Annotated in this window: 24 protein-coding genes; 14 read left to right on the top strand and 10 right to left on the bottom strand. The window is 69.9% G+C overall.

The features are described 5' to 3' along the window. Positions 1-36 precede the first annotated feature (36 nt). Positions 37-1,182 (bottom strand): ABC transporter ATP-binding protein, encoded by a 1,146-nt coding sequence (locus CHAN_RS11145; RefSeq protein WP_290289790.1) that lies wholly within the window; start codon positions 1,180-1,182, stop codon positions 37-39. 97 nt (positions 1,183-1,279) lie between these two features. Here CHAN_RS11145 and CHAN_RS11140 point away from each other — a divergent pair, with 97 nt between their 5' ends. The 5 genes from CHAN_RS11140 (at position 1,280) to CHAN_RS11120 (ending at position 7,413) form a co-directional block, all read left to right on the top strand. Further along, a complete protein-coding gene (locus CHAN_RS11140) occupies positions 1,280-2,665 on the top strand; it encodes a sensor histidine kinase (protein WP_290289788.1) in 1,386 nt (461 codons plus the stop codon). A gap of 86 nt (positions 2,666-2,751) precedes the next feature. Beyond that, positions 2,752-3,528 (top strand): response regulator, encoded by a 777-nt coding sequence (locus CHAN_RS11135; RefSeq protein WP_290293489.1) that lies wholly within the window; start codon positions 2,752-2,754, stop codon positions 3,526-3,528. 326 nt (positions 3,529-3,854) lie between these two features. Then, positions 3,855-5,540: a DUF222 domain-containing protein gene (locus tag CHAN_RS11130; protein ID WP_290289786.1), complete on the top strand. Its 1,686-nt coding sequence runs from the start codon at positions 3,855-3,857 to the stop codon at positions 5,538-5,540. A gap of 105 nt (positions 5,541-5,645) precedes the next feature. Next, positions 5,646-6,389: an ATP-binding cassette domain-containing protein gene (locus CHAN_RS11125; protein ID WP_377748473.1), complete on the top strand. Its 744-nt coding sequence runs from the start codon at positions 5,646-5,648 to the stop codon at positions 6,387-6,389. Between the two features lie 103 nt (positions 6,390-6,492). Next, positions 6,493-7,413 carry a hypothetical protein gene (locus CHAN_RS11120; RefSeq protein ID WP_290289784.1) on the top strand — a complete coding sequence of 307 codons (921 nt, stop codon included), beginning with the start codon at positions 6,493-6,495 and terminating at the stop codon, positions 7,411-7,413. A 176-nt stretch (positions 7,414-7,589) separates the two neighbouring features. On the opposite strand, the gene CHAN_RS11115 is transcribed toward CHAN_RS11120, so the two are convergent. From CHAN_RS11115 to rpmB, 6 genes are all read right to left on the bottom strand, one after another. Continuing rightward, positions 7,590-8,303, bottom strand: a complete 714-nt coding sequence (locus tag CHAN_RS11115) for a TIGR03089 family protein (RefSeq protein WP_290289782.1) — start codon at positions 8,301-8,303, stop codon at positions 7,590-7,592. Positions 8,304-8,343: 40 nt separating this feature from the next. Next, positions 8,344-9,282 (bottom strand): AEC family transporter, encoded by a 939-nt coding sequence (locus CHAN_RS11110; RefSeq protein WP_048741076.1) that lies wholly within the window; start codon positions 9,280-9,282, stop codon positions 8,344-8,346. A 208-nt stretch (positions 9,283-9,490) separates the two neighbouring features. Further along, positions 9,491-9,742 (bottom strand): 30S ribosomal protein S18, encoded by a 252-nt coding sequence (gene rpsR / locus CHAN_RS11105; protein WP_035119551.1) that lies wholly within the window; start codon positions 9,740-9,742, stop codon positions 9,491-9,493. 15 nt (positions 9,743-9,757) lie between these two features. Continuing rightward, on the bottom strand, positions 9,758-10,063 hold the full coding sequence (gene rpsN, locus CHAN_RS11100) for a 30S ribosomal protein S14 (protein ID WP_046649899.1): 306 nt from the start codon (positions 10,061-10,063) through the stop codon (positions 9,758-9,760). A 3-nt stretch (positions 10,064-10,066) separates the two neighbouring features. Further along, positions 10,067-10,231, bottom strand: a complete 165-nt coding sequence (gene rpmG / locus CHAN_RS11095; RefSeq protein ID WP_018019289.1) for a 50S ribosomal protein L33 — start codon at positions 10,229-10,231, stop codon at positions 10,067-10,069. After that, positions 10,232-10,468, bottom strand: coding sequence for a 50S ribosomal protein L28 (gene rpmB, locus CHAN_RS11090; protein WP_048741088.1), 237 nt, complete (start codon positions 10,466-10,468; stop codon positions 10,232-10,234). It lies immediately after the preceding gene. Positions 10,469-10,982: 514 nt separating this feature from the next. Between rpmB and CHAN_RS11085 the strand changes: the two genes are divergently transcribed. The 6 genes from CHAN_RS11085 (at position 10,983) to CHAN_RS11060 (ending at position 16,175) form a co-directional block, all read left to right on the top strand. Next, a complete protein-coding gene (locus CHAN_RS11085; protein ID WP_035119546.1) occupies positions 10,983-11,252 on the top strand; it encodes a type B 50S ribosomal protein L31 in 270 nt (89 codons plus the stop codon). A gap of 18 nt (positions 11,253-11,270) precedes the next feature. Then, the gene (rpmF, locus tag CHAN_RS11080) at positions 11,271-11,444 is read left to right on the top strand and encodes a 50S ribosomal protein L32 (RefSeq protein WP_048741091.1); all 174 of its coding nucleotides are present in this window, start codon (positions 11,271-11,273) and stop codon (positions 11,442-11,444) included. Positions 11,445-11,622: 178 nt separating this feature from the next. After that, the gene (locus CHAN_RS11075) at positions 11,623-12,315 is read left to right on the top strand and encodes a response regulator transcription factor (protein WP_048741093.1); all 693 of its coding nucleotides are present in this window, start codon (positions 11,623-11,625) and stop codon (positions 12,313-12,315) included. A gap of 275 nt (positions 12,316-12,590) precedes the next feature. Beyond that, positions 12,591-13,961: a HAMP domain-containing sensor histidine kinase gene (locus tag CHAN_RS11070; RefSeq protein WP_290293487.1), complete on the top strand. Its 1,371-nt coding sequence runs from the start codon at positions 12,591-12,593 to the stop codon at positions 13,959-13,961. Between the two features lie 110 nt (positions 13,962-14,071). Further along, positions 14,072-15,520, top strand: a complete 1,449-nt coding sequence (locus CHAN_RS11065) for a S1C family serine protease (protein ID WP_290289765.1) — start codon at positions 14,072-14,074, stop codon at positions 15,518-15,520. A gap of 73 nt (positions 15,521-15,593) precedes the next feature. Beyond that, positions 15,594-16,175 (top strand): MogA/MoaB family molybdenum cofactor biosynthesis protein, encoded by a 582-nt coding sequence (locus tag CHAN_RS11060; RefSeq protein ID WP_290289763.1) that lies wholly within the window; start codon positions 15,594-15,596, stop codon positions 16,173-16,175. A gap of 332 nt (positions 16,176-16,507) precedes the next feature. Here CHAN_RS11060 and mscL read toward each other — a convergent pair whose 3' ends face one another. From mscL to CHAN_RS11045, 3 genes are all read right to left on the bottom strand, one after another. Next, a complete protein-coding gene (mscL, locus tag CHAN_RS11055; RefSeq protein WP_290289761.1) occupies positions 16,508-16,972 on the bottom strand; it encodes a large-conductance mechanosensitive channel protein MscL in 465 nt (154 codons plus the stop codon). 358 nt (positions 16,973-17,330) lie between these two features. Then, the gene (locus CHAN_RS11050) at positions 17,331-18,005 is read right to left on the bottom strand and encodes an SAF domain-containing protein (RefSeq protein ID WP_290289759.1); all 675 of its coding nucleotides are present in this window, start codon (positions 18,003-18,005) and stop codon (positions 17,331-17,333) included. A 187-nt stretch (positions 18,006-18,192) separates the two neighbouring features. Further along, positions 18,193-18,894, bottom strand: a complete 702-nt coding sequence (locus CHAN_RS11045; RefSeq protein ID WP_290289757.1) for a 5-formyltetrahydrofolate cyclo-ligase — start codon at positions 18,892-18,894, stop codon at positions 18,193-18,195. Positions 18,895-18,956: 62 nt separating this feature from the next. On the opposite strand from CHAN_RS11045, the gene CHAN_RS11040 reads away from it, so the two are divergent. From CHAN_RS11040 to CHAN_RS11030, 3 genes are read left to right on the top strand one after another with little or no spacing between them, the layout of a single operon-like run. Next, on the top strand, positions 18,957-19,952 hold the full coding sequence (locus CHAN_RS11040; protein ID WP_290289755.1) for a UTP--glucose-1-phosphate uridylyltransferase: 996 nt from the start codon (positions 18,957-18,959) through the stop codon (positions 19,950-19,952). Then, a complete protein-coding gene (glp, locus tag CHAN_RS11035; protein WP_290289753.1) occupies positions 19,952-21,202 on the top strand; it encodes a molybdotransferase-like divisome protein Glp in 1,251 nt (416 codons plus the stop codon). The genes CHAN_RS11040 and glp overlap by 1 nt, the downstream gene beginning before the upstream one ends. Before the next feature lie 42 nt (positions 21,203-21,244). Further along, the gene (locus CHAN_RS11030; RefSeq protein ID WP_290289751.1) at positions 21,245-22,000 is read left to right on the top strand and encodes a GNAT family N-acetyltransferase; all 756 of its coding nucleotides are present in this window, start codon (positions 21,245-21,247) and stop codon (positions 21,998-22,000) included. The last annotated feature ends 203 nt before the right edge of the window (positions 22,001-22,203 follow it).

Raw genomic sequence — 22,203 nt, 5'->3', positions numbered from 1 at the left:
AGGCGGGCGTGCAGCCGGCGGGCGCACGGCCGAGGTTCAGTTCAGTCGGTTGCCCGTGGCCGCGTCGAAGAGATGCAGTTTCGCCGGGTCCGGCGCGAGGACGACGCGCGAACCGAGCGGCGGCGCGGCGCCGTCGCCGACCCGGGCGATGAGCGGCTCGGCCGCGGCGGTGCCGGAGTCCCCGCGGCCGCCGGTGATCGCGTCATCCGGGTGGGCGTAGACGTAGGAATCCGCGCCGAGCTCCTCCACCAGCGCCACGGTCGCGCCGATGCCGCCGGCTGTTCCGTCGGCTGCGCCGGGCGCCCCCGCCTCCGCGGCCACCGCCGTGTCCTCCGGGCGCACGCCGACGATGACGTCCCCGGAGTGCCCGCCGAGCCCGCCGACCACGGCCGGGTCCGCGGGGATGCGGCGGCCTCCGATCACGACCGCGCCGTCGTCAAGCCGGCCCCGCATCAGATTCATCGACGGCGAACCGATGAACCCGGCGACGAACACGTTGGCCGGCCGGGCGTACAGCTCCTTCGGCGGGGCGACCTGCTGCAGCACCCCGTGGTCGAGCACGGCCACCCGGTCGCCCATGGTCATGGCCTCCACCTGGTCATGGGTGACGTAGACCGTCGTCACGCCCAGCTCGCGCTGGAGAGCGGCGACCTGCGTGCGGGTCTGCACGCGGAGCTTCGCGTCGAGGTTCGACAGCGGCTCATCCATGAGGAACACCTGCGGTTCGCGGACGATCGCCCGCCCCATGGCCACGCGCTGGCGCTGGCCGCCGGACAGATCCTTCGGCTTGCGGTCCAGGTAGGGGGTGAGGTCGAGCATCGCGGCGGCCTTCTCCACGCGCCCGTTGCGCTCCGCCTTTCCCACCTTCGCCAGCTTCAGCGCGAATCCCATGTTCTCGCGCACCGACATGTGCGGGTACAGGGCGTAGTTCTGGAACACCATCGCGATGTCCCGGTCCTTCGGGTCGTCGCGGGTGACGTCGCGGCCGTCGATGAGGATCCGGCCCCCGGTCACCTCCTCCAGCCCCGCGAGCATCCGCAGCGACGTGGACTTCCCGCAGCCGGAGGGGCCGACGAGGACCAGGAATTCGCCGTCCGCGATGTCCAGATCCAGGTCCTTGACGGTGGGCTCGTCCGCGCCCGGGTAGGTGAGCTGTGCTCGCTCGAATGTGACGGTCGCCATGCGCTCAAGTTAGCAGAACATAAGAAAAAGCTGGGTGGCCGCGGGCTCATACTCCGGCATGATCCGGCGGCGCCCGCCGGCGCATTAGCGTGGGAGCATGTCCGAAGGTCCATCCGAACAGCGAAAAACGCCCCGGTGGGCGGATCGCCGCCTGGAGTTGCCCGCGTGGTTGCGGGCGGTGGTCGACGGGGCCGGGGCGTTCGTCGCCCTGGCCATGACCCGCAGCCTGGATCAGCAGTACATATTCGGCCCGAACGCGTGGTGGCCGCAGTCTTTCCTCGACTACCCGGAGTGGATGTCGCCCGCCCATCTGGCGTGGGTGATCGCCGCCGGGGCGGTGCTGACCGTCCGACGGCTGCTGCCCATGTTCACCTCCGTGGCGCTGCCCGTGCTGCTGTTCATCCACTTGCTGGCGTTGCCGACGACGTATTCCGCGTTCATCGTCACCGCCTTCGCCATGTTCCACCTGGGCCGCCATTGCCCCGTGCGGTGGCGCCGGCCCGCCTGGGCCGCGGTGGCGGTGTTCGTGCCCGCGGCGATGCTGCTGCGCGGCGAGGCGCTGGTCGTGTCGTGGCAGGTCGCGCTGGTGCAGACCCTGCCCGCCCTGTGCGTGCTGGGCTTCTTCTGGATGTGGGGTTCCAACCGCCGCCGCCGCGACCAGGAGTTGACGTCCCTTCGCGACCGCGCCGAGCTCGCCGCCATCGCGGAGCGCACGCGCATCGCACGCGAGATGCACGACATCGTCGCCCATTCACTCACGGCCGTGATCGCGCAGGCCGACGGCGGCAGGTTCATCGCCGCCAAGCACCCCGACAAGGCCGTGGAGGCGCTGGAGAACATCGCTTCCACCGCCCGCGATTCCCTGGGGCAGATGCGGCAGTTGCTGTCGGTGCTCCGGGATCCGGCCGAGGACGGGGCGGTTGCCCCGCTTGACGACGGCCCGGCGTCGGCCCGGTCCGGCCCTGCGGCGGATTCGGCCGCGGGTGAGTCGGGCGGGGATGAGTCGGCCCGCGGTGAGTCGGGACGGGGCGCGTCGGGTGGGGGCGCTGCGGAGGTGCAGTTCGCCCCCATGCCCGGCCTGGATGCGCTGCCGCAGCTCGTCGCGGAATCGACGAGGGCGGGACTCCGCGTGACCTTCGAGGAAGAGGGGCCGCGCCCGGTGGTTGGCGCGACGACGCAGCTGACCATCTACCGCATCATCCAGGAGTCCCTGACCAACGCGCTGAAACATGCGGGCCACGTTGCGGTCGACGTGCGGTTGGAGTGGGGTAGGCGCGGCTGCACGGTCACGGTGCACAACGACGCGGGGCCGGGCAACGTCGAGGTGGAGGCGTCGCGAAGCAGAAGCGGCGCGCCGCGCATCGGCCGGGGCATCACGGGAATGCGGGAGCGCGTGGCGCTGCACGGCGGCACGCTGGACATCGATGACGCGCCGGGCGGATACACCGTCACCGCGCGGCTGCCGGAGGAAGGGACGCGATGAATGGGGCAGAGACGATGAACGGCAGCGGCGGGGCGGACGTGATGAATGGGGCAGAGACGATGAACGGCGGCGGCGGAGGCGACGGCGTGATCCGGGTGGCGCTGGCCGATGATCAGTCGCTGGTGCGCGCCGGTTTCGCGATGGTCGTCGATTCGCAGGATGACATGGAGGTTTCGTGGCAGGCCGATGATGGCGCGGGCGCCGTGGCGCTGGCCGCCCACGACGCGCCAGACGTGATCCTCATGGACATCCGGATGCCCGGCGTCGACGGCATCGAGGCCACCAGGCGGATTCTCGGCGCGGCCGGCCCCCGGGGTGCGGTCGATGCGCAAGGAGGGGATGAGGCGCAGGGTGCGGATGGGCCGGGTGGCGGCCCGAGGATCCTCGTGCTGACCACCTTCGACATCGACGAATACGTCACCGACGCCATCGCCGCCGGCGCCTCCGGATTCCTACTCAAGGATGCGGCGCCGGAAGAGTTGCTGGCCGCGATCCGCGACGTGGCAGCGGGTGATTCGGCGCTGTCGGCGAGGTCGGCCGCGCGCCTGATCGCGCAGGTCCGGCCGATGCTCGGGAAGGGCGCGGAAACGAGGGGCGATGGGCCGTCGTCAAGCGGGACCGCCGGGGAGGCGGGGATCCGCGACGACCTGCCGGACCCGCTGACGCTGCGCGAAGAGGAGATCCTGCGGCTGATCGCGCTCGGGCGGACGAACGCCGAGATCGCGGAGGAGCTGTACATCGCGATGCCGACCGTGAAGACGCACGTCGGGCGCATCCTGATGAAAACCGGCGCCCGCGACCGCGTCCACGCCGTGTTGTTCGCGCTGAGCACCGGGCGCGTCGGCGTCGGCGAGCTGGAGTAGGGGAGGGGCGCTGCGGGCCGGTGGACGTTGTGGGAGTTGGCTGGGAATCTCGGAAGGCGCACCGGGGAATTTGGGCAGGCGGACAGCCGAGCAAAGAGCGTGCATGAGGCGCACTTAATCGAACGGGGAAGCGGTATCCATGTCGGCGCTCGAAAATACAACGATGGGTGCAGTGTGCGGGGGTAATGGCCTTTCTGGCATGCAACGTTGGTAAAACGTGTGCGGGAAGCGCGATGTGGGCGGCCGCTTTGTCGGGTTCATATGAGATCGAAAAATAGTTCGGGTTTCGGCTGGCCATCGTCGTGAAGCTCCGTGATGATGGGGGCATGACCGGACCAGCGGGATGTGCCACGGACCTCCTCGCCGCCATCGCCACCATCGGCGAGGCGGTCGAGGTGGCGACCGGTGGGTGGGACCGGCTGGATCGGCAGCAGGTCGACGACGCGTACGCGGCCCTGGAGCGGGCGCGCAAGAGGATGGCCATCATCGACGCGGAGTTCATGAAGGTGCTTCGGACGCATCACCATGTGCCGGATCGGGCGGTGGCGAAGAGGTTCGCGGAGTGCGCGAACACGTCGCGCGCCGAGGGTCGCCGGCGTGCCGCGGCGCACCATCGGCTGCATCAGTGGGAGCCCCAGTATGATTCCTCCACCAATCCCGAGTACATGCCTGCGGTGCGGGAGAAGGTGGAACAGGGCGTCATCGGCGCCGATGCGGTGGAGAAGATCGACCGGGCGATTCGCTCCATGCCATTCAAGATCCAGGCGGAACTCACCGAAAAGGCCGATCCCCACATCGCCGAATTGGTGGAGAAGATCCGCGTCGATGACCTCGATCAGCTCGGGACGATGCTGCGCGCGCTGTTCGGGATCGATGACCCGTACACCGACGAGGATCGCAAGCGGAACCGTTCGATCCGCGTGGGCAAGCAGGGCCATGACGGCATGAGCAAGATCTACGGCCATCTCACGCCGCATCTGGCCGCGCTGTTCAAGAGGCTCGCCGCCGATCATGGGCGCCCCGGTGGTTTGCTTGACGACGCCGCGGATGACCTGCGCACACCTTCCCAGCGCCTTCACGACGCCGTGGAAGCCGCGCTGGCCGCGGGGTTCGGTCGCGGCGCCGACCCGACCGGCGGTGAAGGGTGGGGTTCGGATCCGGACGGTGGAGCACCCGAGGGTGGTGTGGACTCCGCGGGAGGTTCTCGGCCGCAAAATGACGAGGGCCCCGACGTGGACCCTTGCCCGGGAGATGGCATGGCGCCCGAGGGCGGTGGCAGGGCCGAGGATGATTCCCCGTCGGGTCGCGGTGGCGCGGTCGTCGATCCGAGCTTCGGTGCGGATTCCGATACGTGCTACGGGATCTCCGACCGTGACGGCGGGCGGACGCACAAGCGGAAGCGTGGTCGTCTGACGCCGGCGCGGGGGACGACCTCGATCGTCGCGGTGACCACGTTGGCGGAGCTGCTGGCGCTCAACGGAACCGCGTCAACGGACACGAACGTGCAGATGACGGTGGCCGATGCCGTCGAGCGTTGCGATGCCCGCAACCTGTTCCTCCAGGTCCTCGATTTCCGGGGCCGGACCCTGTACTTCGGGCGGTCGCGGAGGCTCGGATCGATGGACCAGTACCTCGCTCTCTTCGGAGAGGAGGGGATGAGTTCGGCACCGATGTCCTCGGCGCCGGCGGCGTCGTGCCACATGCACCACATCCAAGGCTGGAAGTTCGGCGGCAAGACCGATCTGCCGAACTTCACGTTCGTCGACCCCGGCACCCACGCGAACACCGACGACTCGAGGACCGACCCCGACAAGTGGTGGTCCCGCCCGGGTAATGGCCCGGAGGAACCCCGGGTCGTGTGGGATCCACCGAGATCCATCGACCCCGAGCGCAATTCGGCCGAAAACGAGCATCCGGCGGGGTGGTGCAACCCCGGCCGGGTGATTCGCAGGGAGAATCGCAGGCGAGAACGGCGCCCCGACCCCGAAGGCGATGCGCTCGACGTGTCCTGATGCCGCCGTCTAGTACCCCGGTATGACCCGGCAACGCCAAATCGACCTGCGGAAACCATCCCGTGGGGCGATTTGGCGCACCCGCATTTCGATGACCATGGGGTCATGTTCGAAATCAGGAATCTCACCAAGTCCTACGGCCGCAACCGGATCGTGGAGGACCTCACCTTCAACGTCCCGGACGGTGCCGTCACCGGCTTCCTCGGCCCCAACGGCTCCGGCAAGTCGACGACCATGCGCTGCATGCTCGGCCTCGACCGCATCGACCGCGGCGAAGCACTCGTCGACGGCCGCGCCCTGTCCGGCTACCGGGCCCCCGCCCGCGTCGTCGGCGCCATGCTCGACGCCGGGTGGATGAACCCCAAGCTCACCGCACGCGGGCACCTCCGCTCCGTCGCCCGATCCGCCGCGATCGACGACACCCGCGTCGGCGAATGCCTCGCCCTCGTCGGCCTGGAATCCGTTGCGGGCAAGCGCATCGGCGGATTCTCGCTCGGCATGAAGCAGCGGCTCGGGCTCGCCACGGCGATGCTCGGCGACCCGTCGCACCTCGTGCTCGACGAACCCGTCAACGGCCTCGACCCCGACGGCATCCGCTGGATTCGCCGCTCCATCCGCGCCTTCGCCGACGAAGGTCGCTCCGTCCTCGTCTCCTCCCACCTCCTGTCCGAGATGGAAGTCACCGCCGATCGGCTGGTGATCATCGGCAAGGGCCGGTTGATCGGGGAGTGGGACAAGGAAGAGCTTCTCGACGGCCACGACAACCTCGAAGAGGCCTACTGGGAGGTCGCCTCCCGGCACGCGGAGTACGGCAGCGACGGCGGCTATCCCGGAGGGGCCGCAGCCTAAGTCAGCGTCGAAAAGACCGTCCGCCCTTCCCGGACCCAGCTCGGCGCCGCCCTCCGACAACCGCGACCCGCGCGACAACCACCACAACTTCAGGAGAAACACAATGAGCACCCCGACCACGAACACAACGACCACCGGCAACACGGCTACGAACACAGCGACCACCGGCAACACGGCCACCAACACCCGGGCCACCGGCAGCACGACTGCGAACACAGCCACCGCCGGCGACACGACCACGAACAACTCGAGCACCGCGCCCCCGACGTTCGCCATGCAGCCCGCACCCGTCCCCGGTGCGCTCAACCTGCTCGGCTCCGAACTCGGCCGGATGTTGAACCTGCGGTCGACGTGGGGATACATCATCTCGATTCTCGCGTTCACCGTCGGCCTGCCCGTGATGGCATGGCTGACCACGCGCGGCGGCGCGACGGCTTTCCGCTATGAACCGACGTTCGACCAGGTGCTGGTCAGCGCGGACATCGTGGTGATCCTCGCCATGATCTTCGCCGCCGCCGGTTCCGCCTCCGAGATCTCCGGGCGCAGGGTCGCATTCGGGTACCTCACGGCGAACAGCCGCCCCGGCGTGCACGTCGCCCGGATGGCCGCGCAGCTGATCATCGTCGCCGCCACGGTCATCGCCGGATTCGCCATCGCCGCCGGTTTCCTCGCGGCGGTCGGGGTCCTCGTCCCCGAGAAGTTCGCCCTCGCCGCCGGCATGGTCGGCATGATGCTCCTGTGGGCCGCCATCGGCTCGGCCGTCGGCATGCTCGTCCCCGTCACCGCCGTTGCGGTGGGCCTGCCGATCGCATGGATCATGGTCATCGAGATGGCCGTCAGCCAGGTGCCCGTCGAGTTCTTCCAGACCCTCAGCAAGTACCTGCCGTGGATCGCATCGCGACAGCTCACCGGCATGATGGACACCGGCATCTCCGGCACCCACGCCGGGCTGGTCCTCGCGGCCTGGGCCATCGCGGTCATCGGCGGCGGCCTCGTCGCCGCCTCCCGCCGCGACGTGAAGTAGATCCCCGTGGATTTGGTCCCCGTGAAGTAGGACCCGTGTAGTGGGCCCCACGGCGCAGCAAGTCCCGCATCACGTCCCACCACGCAGCAGTTCCAGCAGCGCAGCAGATCCAGCAGCGCAACAGTTCCAGCAGCGCAGCAGTTCGAGAAACCGGCTGCTTTCCGACGGCGCGGCCGCTACCCCAGCGGCCGCGCCTTTTCGATGTCGGCGATCCGCGCCATCCGCTCGTCGTCGCCGCCGCGCACGATCACCGCCGCACCCCCGACGGACCACGCCGCGAGCACCGAACGGATCCACTCATCCGCGGTCGGGCCCCCGGCCCAGCCGGCCGAAATGACGCGCGCGCCTTCGCCCAGGCCCGCCTCCGCGGCGACCTCTTTCGCGCGGGCGGCGAGCTCGGCGGGCGTGAGGCCGTCGAGAAGCACCTGGCCCTCATCCGGGCCCATGCCGATGTAGCCGTCCGGATGCAGCCGGACCTCCGGGCCGAAATCGATGACGCCCGGGGGAATCTCCCCGCCCGTTTCGACGACGCCGCGGCCGAAGACGTCATCGGTGACGGCGGCGAGGTAGGCGTCGGGGAACTTCTCCTCCCACTCGGAAAGCTTCCCGACGGTGGTGAACACCACCAGGGGATCCTCGCTCGAAAGCTCGATGCCCGCGCGTTCGGCGCCCGCGACGATGCACGCCGCCTGCCAGATCGGGGGCAGGTCGATCCACGCGGAATCGCCGGGATCGAGGTCGAACTCGTCGTGGAGCATGTTGCCGATCTTCGACGCCCAGTTGTCCAGCGTGATGGCGCTCAAATCGGTGCGGCCACCCGTGGTTTCGTCGTAGCAGGTGAGACGGGGGACGGAAGGGTCGTCGGACAGGAGTTCCTTGAGCAGTTCCACGCCCACAAGGGTAGCGGCGAAAGCGGAACGGGTGGCGCGGTTACCCCAGCAGCAGCGCGATGACCAGGACCACCGGCACGCACGCCAACGTGGTGACGACCGCGGAGTCCCTGGCCTGCACCGTGCCCCGCCCGAAACGCGACGAGAACGTGTAGACGTTCTGCGCCGTCGGCAGCGCCGCGATGACCACCGCCGCCAACAGCGCGTGGCCCTCCATCCCCAGCAGCACCGACGCGATGAACCACGCGGCCAGGGGCTGGCCGAGGTTCTTCAGCACCGACGACACGACGATCGCCCGCCGCGGCGCGGTGCCCTTCCGCAGCACCGCCGTCCCATGCAGCCCGATGCCGAACGCCAGCAGAGCCATGGGCACGGCGGCCTGGCCGAGCAGGCCGATGGGGGAGGCCAGCACCGTCGGCAAGCCATCCGGCAGCGCCCCGGCCGCCAGGCCCAGCGCGGCGCCGACGAAGATGGGGTTCTTCAGGGGCGTCATCAGGGTGCGCCGGATGTCCAGGCGCCCGTGCCGCGACGTCAGGATGTCCAGCACCGTGAGGCAGACCGGCGCGTAGAACGCGATCTGGAAGATCAGCGCCGGCACCACCGCGGTGGCGTCGTGGAGGACGGCGGTGGCGATGGGGATGCCCAGGTTGGCGACGTTGTTGTAGCTCGACGACATCGCGCCGACGACGCGCTCCGGCCCCCGCTGGCCGACGAGCGGTTTGGCCAGCAGCAGGTACACGGCGGCGACCGTCAGCGCCGAACCCGCCGCCACCGCGAACGCCTGCCCCAGCGCCGCCCCCGCATCGGAACGGGCCAGGGTGTGCAGCAGCATGCAGGGCATGGCCACCCAATAGACGACCATGTTCAGCGCGAAGCCGCCGTTCTTGCCCAGCACGCCGCCGCGGCCGACGAGCCAGCCGATGAAGATGATCAGCGCCACCGAGCCGAAGCCGGTGAGGATCTGCATCAGGTCGGGCATGGGAGCCTTTCGGGAGCGGGGACGGGGTGGCGGGGGATGGGTTGTGTGGGGCGCCCGGGCATCAGAAAACGGACCCGGCCACTTCCCGTCGGGGGAAGCGGAACCGGGTCCGTTTACGCTGTCATCGCATGTTCATCGTCATGCGGCCAGCGCTTGAATCAGCCTTGCGGCGGGTGTTCGATTGATCGGCTCCCGCCGACCAGCCGACTTAGCGGCTGGTGAACGGCAGGAGGGCCATCTCGCGGGCGTTCTTGACCGCGGTGGCGACCTGGCGCTGCTGCTGGGGGGTCAGGCCGGTCACGCGACGGGAGCGGATCTTGCCCCGGTCGGAGATGAACTGACGCAGCAGGTTGATGTCCTTGTAATCGACCTTCTCAACGCCGGCGGCCTTGAGCGGGTTCTTCTTCGGGCGGCGGGACTGCTCCATCCGCGCCTTCTTGTTGCCGTGGTTGCGCTTCATGTGAGTGTCTCCCTCTTACCAGCTGGACTTACGGACGCCCGGGAGCTCGCCACGGTGGGCCATCTCACGGACGCGGACGCGGGACAGGCCGAACTTGCGCAGGTAACCACGCGGGCGGCCGTCGGCGGCGTCACGGTTGCGGACGCGGACCGGGGAGGCGTCGCGCGGCTGACGGTTCAGCTCGTACTGCGCCTCGGCACGATCCTCGTCGGAGGTGTTCGGGGACTTGATGATGGCCTTGAGCTCAGCGCGACGCTCGGCGTAGCGGGCGACGATCTCCTTGCGCTGCTCGTTCTTGGCGATCTTGGACTTCTTGGCCATGAGTTAGCGCTCCTCGCGGAATTCGACGTGCTTGCGGGCGATCGGATCGTACTTCTTCAGCGTGATGCGATCCGGGTTGTTCCGCTTGTTCTTCCGCGTGACGTACGTGTAACCCGTACCCGCGGTCGACTTCAGCTTGATGATGGGACGAATGTCATTACGTGCCATTTAGATCTTCTCCCCACGGGCGCGGATCTGGGCCACGACGGCCTCGATCCCGAGCTTGTCGATGGTCTTGAGACCCTTCGGGGACACCGTCAGGGTGATGGTGCGCCCCTCGGAGGCGAGGTAGAACTTCTTGCGCTGCACGTTGGGGTTCCAACGGCGTGAGGTGCGCCGGTGCGAGTGGGAGACGGTCTTGCCGAAGCTCGGCTTCCGTCCCGTGACCTGGCAAATCGCCGACATGGGCTTTCCTTTGCTTCCTGGCCGCCCATCAGCCGGCTCCGAGGCGCCGCACCGGTCCAGAATCGCCGCTTCCCCTCCTGCTCGTGGTGCCGGCGGATCTGCCGGGCGGTACGTGCGTGAACACTGCTCAGGTGCTCGGAGGGGGAGTGCTCTTCTGTTCCGGGGCGCCGTCGTGCCAGGGCACTGGGCGTCAAACGAATAAACAGACAACAGCGAGAGTTTACCCTACAGGCCGCCCCCGCCGGATTCCTAATCGCCTGGGAGCGCGCACATTTGCCGCGGGTGCGGCGCCGGCCCCGGCCCACGCGTTTTTCCTTATGGGCGGCCGCGGGTGTAGGGTGCTAGAGGTTCATCGCCGATTCAGCGGCGATGTTGCACGCATACGAACCCAACTCGGGCACGATCCGGGCTCCGGCGCGATCCACGTTCCACGGCGAATCATACGTCGTGAAGCGAAAATCCGCCCACGCCGCCCGGAAGCGACCCGTAGTTCAATCCTGAGGGAATCGAAAGCATGAAGAAGGACATCCACCCCGACTACCACCCGGTGGTCTTCCAGGATGCGGGCACGGGCACTCAGTTCCTGACCCGTTCCACCGCCACTTCCGGCCGCACCGTCCAGTGGGAGGACGGCAATGAGTACCCGCTCATCGTCGTCGACGTGACCTCCGAGTCGCACCCGTTCTGGACCGGCGCCCAGCGTGTCATGGACACCGCCGGCCGCGTCGAGAAGTTCCAGCGCCGTTACGGCAACCGCGTTCCGCGCCGTTCCAAGAAGAACTAAGAAGGAGGGTAAACCCAAATGGCAGTTCCCAAGCGCCGCATGTCGCGGGCCAATACCCGCGCCCGCCGTTCCCAGTGGAAGGCCGACAATGTCGCCCTCCAGGAGGTCAAGATCGACGGCCAGGTGCACATGGTGCCCCGCCGCCTGGTCAAGGCCGCCCAGCTCGGCCTGATCGACGTCAAGCAGTTCTAGGCGTCCGCAGGCTTCATCGCCGCAAGACCCGCTCCCCGCACCGGGGGAGCGGGTCTTCGGTCTTTCGGGGGCTTGTTCAGGCTTGTCGGCGCCTTCCCGAGCATGTCCGTCGCATGTCCCCGGTGATTTCCGGCGTTGCTCTCAGCGCCGGCTCAGACGTTCACGGCACAATGGGCGCATGAAGATTTTGGTGGTTGACGACGACCAGGCCGTGCGCGAATCGCTGCGGAGGTCGCTGACGTTCAACGGGTACACGGTGGATCTGGCCGAGGATGGCGAGCAGGCGCTGGCGAAGATCTCGTCGGACCGGCCCGACCTGGCGATCCTCGACGTGATGATGCCCAAGCTCGACGGCCTCGACGTGTGCCGCCGCCTGCGCAGCGAGGGCGATGACCTGCCGGTGCTGATGCTCACCGCCCGCGACTCCGTGTCCGAGCGCGTGTCCGGCCTCGACGCGGGCGCCGACGATTACCTGCCCAAGCCCTTCGCGCTGGAGGAGCTGCTGGCCCGCGTGCGTTCCCTGCTGCGCCGCGCCGCGCTGGAGCCCACCACGACGCAGGATCCGGTCGCCCTGAAGTTCGAGGATCTCAGCCTCGACCCCGACACCCGCGAGGTGTTCCGAGGTGACCGCGCCATCAGCCTGACCCGCACGGAGTTCGCGCTGCTCGAGCTGCTGATGAACAACCCGCGGCGCGTGCTGTCGCGCACCTCCATTCTCGAGGACGTGTGGGGCTACGACTTCCCGACCTCCGGCAATGCTCTGGAGGTGTACATCGGGTACCTGCGCCGTAAGACGGAGGCGGAGGGCGAGTCGCGTTTGATCCACACCGTCCGCGGCGTCGGCTACGTCCTGCGGGAGACCGCGCCGTGATTCTGCGCCGTTCCCGCGGCGCCCGGGATGCCGCGCCCGCGGATCCGCTTCACGACGCCGACCGCGCCCCCGAGGGCGCCCACGCGTCGCCCACGCCGGGCGCCGGGGAGACGGCGGGGGCCGGGGCGGAATCGTCGTGGCCGAGCTTTTCGTGGCCGGGCGGCAGGAACGGCAGGAACGGCAAGCCGGCCAAGGGCGGGAAGAAGGGCGACGCGTCGGCCGCCATCGACGGCGAGGAATTCGACCGCGCCTTCAACTCGGGTTTCGGCCACCGGATGTCGCTGCGCTGGCGGCTGACGTTGCTCACCGCGCTGATCGTGGCCGCGTCGGTCGGCCTGATGACGCTCGCCGCGTTCGTCACCGTGCAGGCGACCCTGTACCGCGAGGTCGACGAGAACCTGAAGACGCAGGCGACGCAGCTGCTCAATTCGCCCTACGCGTCGGAGTTCGCCATCGAGCCCATCGTGACCGCGGACTCGCTGAAGATCCTCAACCCGGACCTCGACGCGATGTTCTTCGCCCGCGGCAGCGTCACCGGCCGCGGCGGCACCATCAACATCGGCGGCCCGGAGTGGGCGGTGATCAGCGGCAACCGCACCGAGTCGCTGCGCACCGACGAGTTCAGCAACAAGCGGATCTACGCGATCCACGATCCGTCGGGTGCGACGCTGGTGCTGGCGAACAGCCTCGAGTCCACCAACACCGTGCTGCGGTCGCTGGGCGGCGTGCTGTTCGTGATCTCCGCGATCGGCGTGTTCTTCGCCGCGGCGGCGGGCATCACCGTGGCCACGGCCGGCCTGCGCCAGGTGGCGCGGCTGCGGCGGGCGGCCGATCGGATTGCCGAGACCGATGAACTGCGGCCCATCCCCGTGCACGGGCAGGATGAGCTGGCGCGGTTCACGCGGTCGTTCAACGAGATGCTCGCGGCGCTGCAGGCGTCGCGGATCAAACAGGCGGAGCTCGTCGCCGACGCCGGCCACGAGTTGAAGACGCCGTTGACGTCGCTGCGCACGAACGTGGAGTTGCTGATGATGGCGTCGCGTTCCGGCGCGGCGATTTCGGCGAAGGACCGCGAGGAACTGGAGTCGGACGTCATCGCCCAGATCGAGGAGCTGTCGACCCTCGTCGGCGACCTCGTCGACCTCGCCCGCGAGGATGGCCCGCAGCAGGTGATCGAGGAGGTCGACGTCGTGGACGTCATCGAGACTTCCCTCGAGCGCGTCGAGAGGCGCCGCCCGGACGTGACGTTCATTCTGAAACTCAACCCGTGGTTCCTGTTCGGCGATCCCGCGGCGCTGGGGCGCGCGGTGCTCAACCTCATGGACAATGCCGCGAAGTGGTCCCCGGAGGACGGCACGGTGCGCATCGAACTGCGCCCGGTCGGTGACGATCTGGTCGAGCTCACCGTCGCGGATTCCGGCCCCGGCATCCCCGAGGACGAGCGCGCCAAGGTGTTCGACCGCTTCTACCGGGCCATCCAGTCCCGGTCGATGCCGGGTTCCGGTCTGGGCCTGGCCATCGTCAAGCAGGTCATCGCCCGCCACGGCGGCACCATCGCGGTGGAGGATTCCGATGACGGCGGCGCCCTGATGCGCGTCCGGCTGCCCGGATCGGCCACCCGAAATGGGGAGCCGGCCGTCGAGTGAGGGCCATAGGCTCCCATTGGAAAAAGTTGTCCACCGATGTGGTCAACTTCATCGACGCCACGCAGTAGGCTCTCAGTGTCCTGTCAGATCGAAAAGGCATGGTTGTCCGCATGACTAACGACCAATCCCGATGGAGCAATGGGGCCGGCGACAACGGCCGCCCCGGGGGTTTTGAACGGCACGCGTCCGCATCGGAGTCCCACGGCGGCGACCCGGGGTGGGGCGCCCAGCCCACCGCGGGATTCGGGGCGCAGGGAGCGGGCGGCACCGGCGCCGGCCCGTACGGCGCCGGCGGAACCGGGGGCCACGGAGCGGGCCAGCGCTACGGAGCCGGCCATGACTCTTCCCCGCACGACTCCTCCCCGTACGGCTCTCCGGCGGGCGGACCCGGGTCCGGCGCCGACTCCTTCGGGCAGGCCCCGGCCACCGGTGACGGCGGGCCGGGCGACGACGGCGGGAACGGCCGCGCGAAGAAGGCCAAGAGCATCGGGGCCCTCGGCATCGCGGCCCTCATGCTCGGTTCAGCAGCGGTCGGCGGCGCCACAGCGGCGATCATCACCAGCGGGGCCGTGGGCTCCCCGGGTGGATCGAACGTGACCAACGCGCTGGATCGGCCCGGGAACGCCCGCTCCGAGCCGGCGCCGAAGGGCTCGATCGAGGCCGCGGCGCAGGCCGCACTCGACAGCGTCGTGTCCATCCAGGTGGCCACGGAACGCGGCACGGCGTCCGGGTCGGGCTCGGTGCTGTCCTCCGATGGTCTCGTGCTGACCAACCAGCACGTCGTCGCCGGCGCCGAGGAGCCGGGCGCCCGCATGACCGTGGTGCTCAACAACGGCACCACGCACGCCGCCGAGTACGTGGCCGGCCACCGCCCCAGCGACATCGCGGTGATCCGCATCAAGGACGTCAACGATCTGCGCCCGATCACCCTCGGCGACTCGTCGAAGGTGTCCGTCGGCCAGCAAGTCGTCGCCGTCGGTTCGCCCCTTGGCCTGGCGTCGACGGTGACCTCCGGCATCGTCTCCGCGATCAACCGCCCGGTGGGCGTGTCGTCGGCGGGCGGCGAGTCCACGGTCCTCGACGCCATCCAGACCGACGCGGCCATCAACCCCGGCAACTCGGGCGGTGCCCTGGTGGACCTGGACGGCAATCTCATCGGCGTGCCCAGCGTCATCGCCTCGAACACCGGCGGCGAGAAGGCCGGCAACATCGGCCTCGGTTTCGCCATCCCGGTGAACCAGGCCCGCCGCATCGCGGACGCGCTCATCAAGGACGGTTCGGTGAAGATGCCGGCCATCAACGCCTCGATCGACACCCGCTCCCAGCTGCCCGGTGCGTTGGTCGGCGACGTCACGCCCGGGGGTGCGGCGGAGCGAGGGGGCTTGCGGCCCGGGGATTTGATCGTGAAAGTGGATGATCGCAGGGTCGACTCCGGTGTCGCCCTGATTGCCGCGATCCGGTCGCGTGCGGTCGGGGATACTGTCAAACTGACCGTGACGGACGAAGACGGGCGCGGAGAGCGCACGGTCGACGTCACGTTGGAGGCGGCCCCGGAGTGATGCCGGGATGATCCGGCGTCCTCGCGGATGATCCGCGACCGTTTGGCGACTGATATGCGACAAGGAATGCGACATGGGTGATTTGGACGGCGCCGGACGCTTCGACGGTGAGGGCCTGGAATCCGATCTCGAGCCGGATGACGACAATCTCGAGGCCATCGAGCGGGAGATCGCGGCGGCGGCGCAGACGCGCCGTGCGCTGGTGGTGCTGGTCGGCGATCGCGCGTCGGATGACGAGCGCACCGGCGAGTTGATGGTGGAGCTGCTCGAGGAGGACGGTTACCGCGTCGACGCGGTGGTCACGTCCCCGTCGGAGAAGCGCGAGGTGCGCATGGCGCTGGAGACCGCCGTCGTCGGCGGCGCGGATCTGGTGGTCACGGTCGGTGGCGTGGGAGTCGGCCCGCGCGACCTGGTCCCGGAGGCGACGCGCAAGGTCCTGGATCGCCGTCTCAGCGGCATCGAGCAGGCGCTGCGCGCGTCGGGTCTCGCCGCCGGTTCGACGGAGGCGGGCCTGTCCCGTGGGTTGGCCGGCGTGTCCGGTTCGACCGTGGTGGTCAACCTCGCCGACAGCCGCGCCGCGGTGCGCGACGGCATGGCCACGTTGGGCCCGCTGGTGTCGCACGTCATCGAAGATCTGGGCCGGTGGCGGGTGTGACCGCCGCCGGGGGGAATGCTTCCGGGCCGGGGGAGCCCGGAGGTTCGGGGGAGCCGGCGGATTCGGGGGAGCCGGATTCGGGGGAGGCCGCGAACCGCAAGGATGGCGGTGCTTCACGACGCCGCCGTCCCCGGCGCAGGGCCGGCGCCCCTCCTGCGGCGTTCACCCGCAAGAAGTCGAAGCCGGAAAGCGGGAACCCCCCACCGGAGTCCCCGGATGATGTCCGGGGTTTCGATGAGGGGTTCTGGCGCGGCGAGATGCCGCCGCATTGGGGCTGAGCCCGTTTCACGGGTCCGCGGGGAGTCGGAGGGAGCGGAGGGAGTCTGCGCGCCCTATGCCCGGTGCGCGCCGCCGTCGCTCACGTCTCCGTCGATGTTCTTGTTCAGTTGGGCGTCCGGGGTGCCGGTCTGGCGGGCCAGCAGGTCGCGGATCTCGGTGAGCAGGTCGGCCTCGGTGACCTCTTCCTCGGCCGTGGTCTCCAGCTTGGCCTCGCGCATCTTGTTGAACTTGTTCATCGGGGCGACGATGACGAAGTACACGACGGCGGCGACGAGCAGGAAGTTGATTGCCGCCGAAATGACGGAGCCGAAGTCCAGGAAGGTGTTTTCCTTGGCGGACAGGATGCGGAAGCCGAGGCCGTCCGCGGCGTCCGTGCCGCCGACGGCGTTGATCAGGGGTTGAAGAAGATTCTCGGTGAAGGCGGTGACGATGGACGTGAACGCGGAACCGATGACGACGCCGACCGCGAGGTCGATGACGTTGCCGCGCATGATGAATTCCTTGAATCCCGCAAGCATGATTGTTTCCCTTCGTAGCGGAAGCCTGACGATTCCAAAGTAATCGGTCATCACCGGACGTGCACCGAGGAGGGGTGAGCGTCGCATACCCCCCGGTTGAATCGGTTGGCGCCACCAGTGTTTTCGGAGATTCCTCCTGGGCGTTTGCGGCCCTCGGCGGCCCGCATTTCCGTCGCTTCCCCGCATTTCCGAAATGCCTGATTGAATTGGATAATGCCCGTTTACTGTCGAGTATCTGCGCATGTCATAAGGCTTGGCGCTTCATTCATACATGTAACGGCGTGTGGGAAATCGTCCGTACGCGGTCATCCGGGCACCGGTGTGCGGTTCGTGTATTGGCCGTCGTCGTTCGCGCGAGTCACCTGGACAGCACGAGCGTCAGCGGGAGGTCGAGGCCCGCGGATGCGACGGTCGCCGCCGCTCCCGGCGGCAGGGCGAGCAGCACCACGCCGTCGTCGTCGGCGAGCACCACCCGCGCCCCGTTGGCCACGGGCCGGGCCGACCCGGCCTCCGGCCCCGGCGCGAGCACGTCCACGACGTCGCCCGTGCGCAGCATCTGCGTCAGCCCGGAATCCCGCGGGGATACGGCGACGATGCGCGCGTCGTCCATGCCGGTCAGCGCCTCCGCCAGAGCCATGCCGGCGAAGCGGGGTTCGGTGAGGATCTCCCCGCGGGCCAAGGGCCCGGCCGGAGCCGAACCGATGACGTCGCCGACGTCGGCTATCGCCCGATCGGGGAGCAGCTCGGCGGGTATCGCCGCCACTTCCACGTCGGTCTCCGTCAGCGGTGCTCCGGCCTCGACGTCCTTCGCCGCGACTACGGCCGGCACGGTTCCGGCGTCGGGCGCGGCCAGGTCCCGCACGGCGATCGCCGCCGCGAGCAGTGCCAGCGCCAGTGCGATCGCCCGCCGGCGCCTGCGTGGCGGGAACTTCCGCGCCCACGCCGAGCCCCCGAACGCCGCCCTCGAGGCGCCGGAGCTTTCCCGGGTTTTCGTCCCCTCCCGCGTTCCAATCCGGTCACTCGAAACCCTCATGTCGTCCCCCTCATCCCGCGCCGCGTGGCGTGTCCGAAACTTCCGCCGTCACAGCATTGGACGCGCGCGGCGGGCGATCGGTTCCATCGGATTCCGGCGGGGGCACCCCACGGTGAACAGGGGAAGCCCTGCAGGCTCCCGGGTAGGGGCTCGTAATCGGGCAAGCGACTGAGGGCCGGGGAACGGTTCAGGCGCCGGGGAGGATCAGCTCTTCGGCGGTGATTATGGCGTCGACGGGGAGGTCGTGGGCGTCGTGCGGCACCGCTTCGACCACCTCGTTCGGGTGCAGGATCACCGCGAGGCGGCCCGTGGCGTGGGCGAGGCTGCGGTCGTAGTAGCCGGCGCCGCGGCCCATCCGCATCCCCGACCGGTCGGCGGCGACGCCGGGGACGAGGACGATCCCCGCATCGGCGATGGCGGTGGGCCCCAGCCTCGGCCCGGCCGGCTCCAACAGCCCGTACTTGCCGGGCTCCAGCGATCCCCGCCACGGCCCCCGCGCGTACTCCGCCCACTGCAGCGCGGCGGGCGGTCCCGGCGGGCACACCGGCAGGAGCAGGCGCACCGGAGGCATGCCATCGACCTCCGCCAGGGCATCGAGCAGCTGATCCGGCGCCAGCGACGTCGCCCCCGGTTCGGCGTCGACAGGGACGTGGGCGGCGATGGTCAGCGGCGAATCCCCGGCATCGCGGTTCGACGCGATCCATTCCACGACGCGCTCGGCGAGGCGGGCGTCGTCGGCGGCCATGCGCTCCGGGGCGGATGCCGATCGGGCGCCGAGCAATGAGCGTCGCAAAGCACCCTTCGCCGACGCTCCCGCCGACCCTCCCGCCGCCGGCCCCGCCGCGGCGCCGCCCGCGCCCCCGTGCCCGCCATCCAGCCCGTTTCCCATGTGCGCGACACTACCGCCGGGCTTCCCCGGACGCGGCCCGGACAGTCGGTAGGGTGGCCCGCATGACCATTCCGCACGACGCCCCCGACAACGCCGGACGCGGCGCCACCGGACGCAACGCCGCACGCACGGTGATCGTCCCCGCCGCCGGCATGGGCACCAGGTTCCTGCCGGCCACGAAGACCGTGCCGAAGGAGCTGCTGCCGGTGGTGGACACCCCCGGCATCGAGATGATCGCCGAAGAGGCCGCCGCCGCCGGCGCCGACCGCCTCGCCGTGGTCACCGCGCCCAGCAAGGACGGCGTGCTCGGGCACTTCAAGCCCCGCCCGGACCTGGAGGAGACGCTGCGCGAGCGCGGCAAGGACGGCATCGCCGACAAGGTCAACCGCGCCCCCGAGGTCATTGAGGTGCGCGGCGTCGTCCAGGAAAAGCCCCTGGGGCTGGGCCATGCGGTGCTCGTCGCCGAGGAGCTGCTCGACGACGACGAGGACGCCGTCGCCGTCATGCTCCCCGATGACCTGGTCCTGCCGGTCGGCGTGATGGAGCGCATGGCCGCCGTCCGCGCGGAGTACGGCGGCTCGGTGCTGTGCGCCCTGGAGCTGCCGCGCGAGGACGTGTTCAACTACGGCGTCTTCGACATCGAGGAGCCGGCCGAGGGCGCCGATGGCGAGGCCGCGGCCTCCGACGTCAAGCGCGTGCGCGGGATGGTGGAGAAGCCGTCGCCGGAGGAGGCGCCGTCGACGTTCGTCGCCGTGGGCCGCTACCTGCTCGACCGCGCGATCTTCGATGCTCTGCGACGCATCGACCGCGGCAAGGGCGGCGAATACCAGCTGACCGACGCCATCGAGCTGCTGATCCGCGAAGGCCACCCGGTGCACATCGTCATCCACGACGGTTTCCGCCATGACCTGGGCAACCCGGGCGGCTTCATCAAGGCGTGCGTCGACTTCGGCCTGCGCCACCCCTCCTACGGAAAGTCGCTGCGCAGCTACCTCGAGCGCCGCCTGCCGCAGGGCGACTCGCCGGACTTCTGCGACGAGGCAGCCGGGGAGGCCTGATGCGGTCGGTCGAGGAGCAGCTCGCGGCGATCACCGCGAACGCGGCGATGCCCGCCCCCGTGCGGATCGCCATCTCGGAGTCGCTGGGACTGCTCTGCGCCGAAGACGTCGTGGCGGAGACGCCGCTGCCCGGGTTCGTGCAATCCGCCATCGACGGCTACGCCGTCCGGGCCGTCGACGTCCGCGGCGAGTCGGGCGAGACCCTCGCGGAATTCGACGAGGTGACCCTGCCCGTCGTCGGCGAGGTCTCCGCCGGGTCGCACCACCCGATGCGCCTGCAGCCCAAGCAGGCCGTCCGCGTGCACACCGGCGCCCCGCTGCCGACCCTGGCCGACGCCGTGCTGCCCCTCGACTGGTCCGACCGCGGCGAGCGCCGCGTCACCGCCCTGCGCGCCGTGAAGTCCGGCGACTTCATCCGCCGCGTCGGCGACGACATCCAGCCCGGCGACGTCGCGGTGTCCGCCGGTTCCGTGATCTCCCCGGCGCAGGTGGGCCTGCTCGCCGCCGTCGGCCGGTCGAAGGTGCTGGTGCACCCGCGGCCGCGCATGTCCGTGGTGTCCATCGGCGCCGAACTCGTCGACGTCGACCGCGATCCCGGCCTGGGGCAGGTCTTCGACGTCAACTCCTACGCGCTGGCCGCCGCCGGCCGCGACGCCGGTGCCGAGGTGCATCGCGTGGGCATCGCCGCCGGCGAGCCGCGCCGCATCCGCGAGATCATCGAGGGCCAGCTGATCAAGTCCGAGCTGCTGGTCATCACCGGCGCCGTCGGCGGTGCGGCGGGCGACGAAGTCTGGCGCGTGCTCGCCGAGATGGGCGAGATCGACGTCGAGCGCGTGGCCATGCACCCCGGCTCGGTGCAGGGCTTCGGGCTGCTCGGCGACGAGCGCATCCCCACGTTCCTGCTGCCGTCCAACCCGGTGTCGGCGCTGGTGGTGTTCGAGGTGATGGTGCGGCCGCTGATCCGCATCGCCCTGGGCAAGGGCAACCCCCGCCGCCGCACCGTCGCGGCCCGCGCCATCGCGCCCGTCGATTCGGTGGCCGGCCGCCGCGGCCTGATCCGCGGCCAGCTGATGCGCGACCGGGAAACCTCCGAGTACCTGGTCCAGCCCTTCGGCGGCGCCACCGGCGCGCAGGCCCACCTGCTGGCGGGCCTGGCCGAGGCCAACTGCCTGGTGGTCGTGCCCGATGACGTCACGCACGTGCGCCCGGGCGACATCGTCGACGTCCTCTTCCTGGCGCGGCAGGCGTAGCGGTCCACGCGGGCCGTCGTGAAGCGGGGTTCGGGGGAAAACATGGAGATGCGTTCGCAGCGCCTGATCACGCGCGCCGGGGTCGTGCGGCTGCGGCCGTTGCGGCGGTCGGACCTGGATGAATGGCGGGCGGCGCGGCTCGCCGACGAGGCGGTGCTGCGGGCCGTCGAGCCCACCGGCGACGACGACTGGGTGAAGGCGAGTTCGTCGAAGGCGTACCGGAAGATGGTGCGCGGCGCGCGGGCGGCGGCGTCGGACGGGCATGCCGCCACCGCCGCGATCGAACTCGACGGGCGGTTCGCCGGGCAGATGACGCTCGGCGCGATCCGGCCCTTCCCCGTGGCCACGTGTTGGGCGGGGTACTGGGTCGCGTCGGAGCATTGGGGCGGGGGAGTCGCCACCGCGGCGCTGGCCCTGGCCTGCGATCACGCCACGGCGCTGGGCATGCACCGCATCGAGGCGACGGTGCTGGCCGACAACGCGGCTTCGCGAAAGGTGCTGGGGCGCTGCGGTTTCCGCGAGGTCGGCGTCGTGCGCGAGGCGTTCCACATCGACGGCGCGTGGCGCGACCATCTGCTGCTGGAGCGGCTGGAGTCGCAGGGCTGCGCCGTCGACGCGCTCGTCGCGGAGGGGGCGGTGCGGAGGCTGCGAGGGGAAGAAGGCGGGGAAGAAGACGAGGCCGAGGCCGGAGCCGAAGCCGGAGCCGGTGCCGGGGTTGCGGGCGACGGTGCTGGGGGTCACGGTGAAAGCGGGGCAAGCGGGGCCGAGGGCAAAAGCAGGGGCGACGCGGCTGGCTGAGCCCGGCGTGAGATCCCCGGAAGAGGCCCCTGAAACGCACCCGAATGCCCGCAACCTGCCAGGTGACCCCCGCAATTCGGGGCGCCGCCGGTTCGGCGTGGCGGGGCCGAAACGGTGCTCACGGGCGTTAACGTTGGGCGAAACCCATGCCGGGTCGGGGAAGGGCCTGCGGCACCGGGGACGTTTCCGACGACAGGAGGGAC

The organism is Corynebacterium hansenii (assembly GCF_030408795.1).
GTDB classification, from domain to species: Bacteria; Actinomycetota; Actinomycetes; order Mycobacteriales; family Mycobacteriaceae; genus Corynebacterium; species Corynebacterium hansenii.
This window is presented reverse-complemented; position numbering and strand designations above follow the sequence as displayed.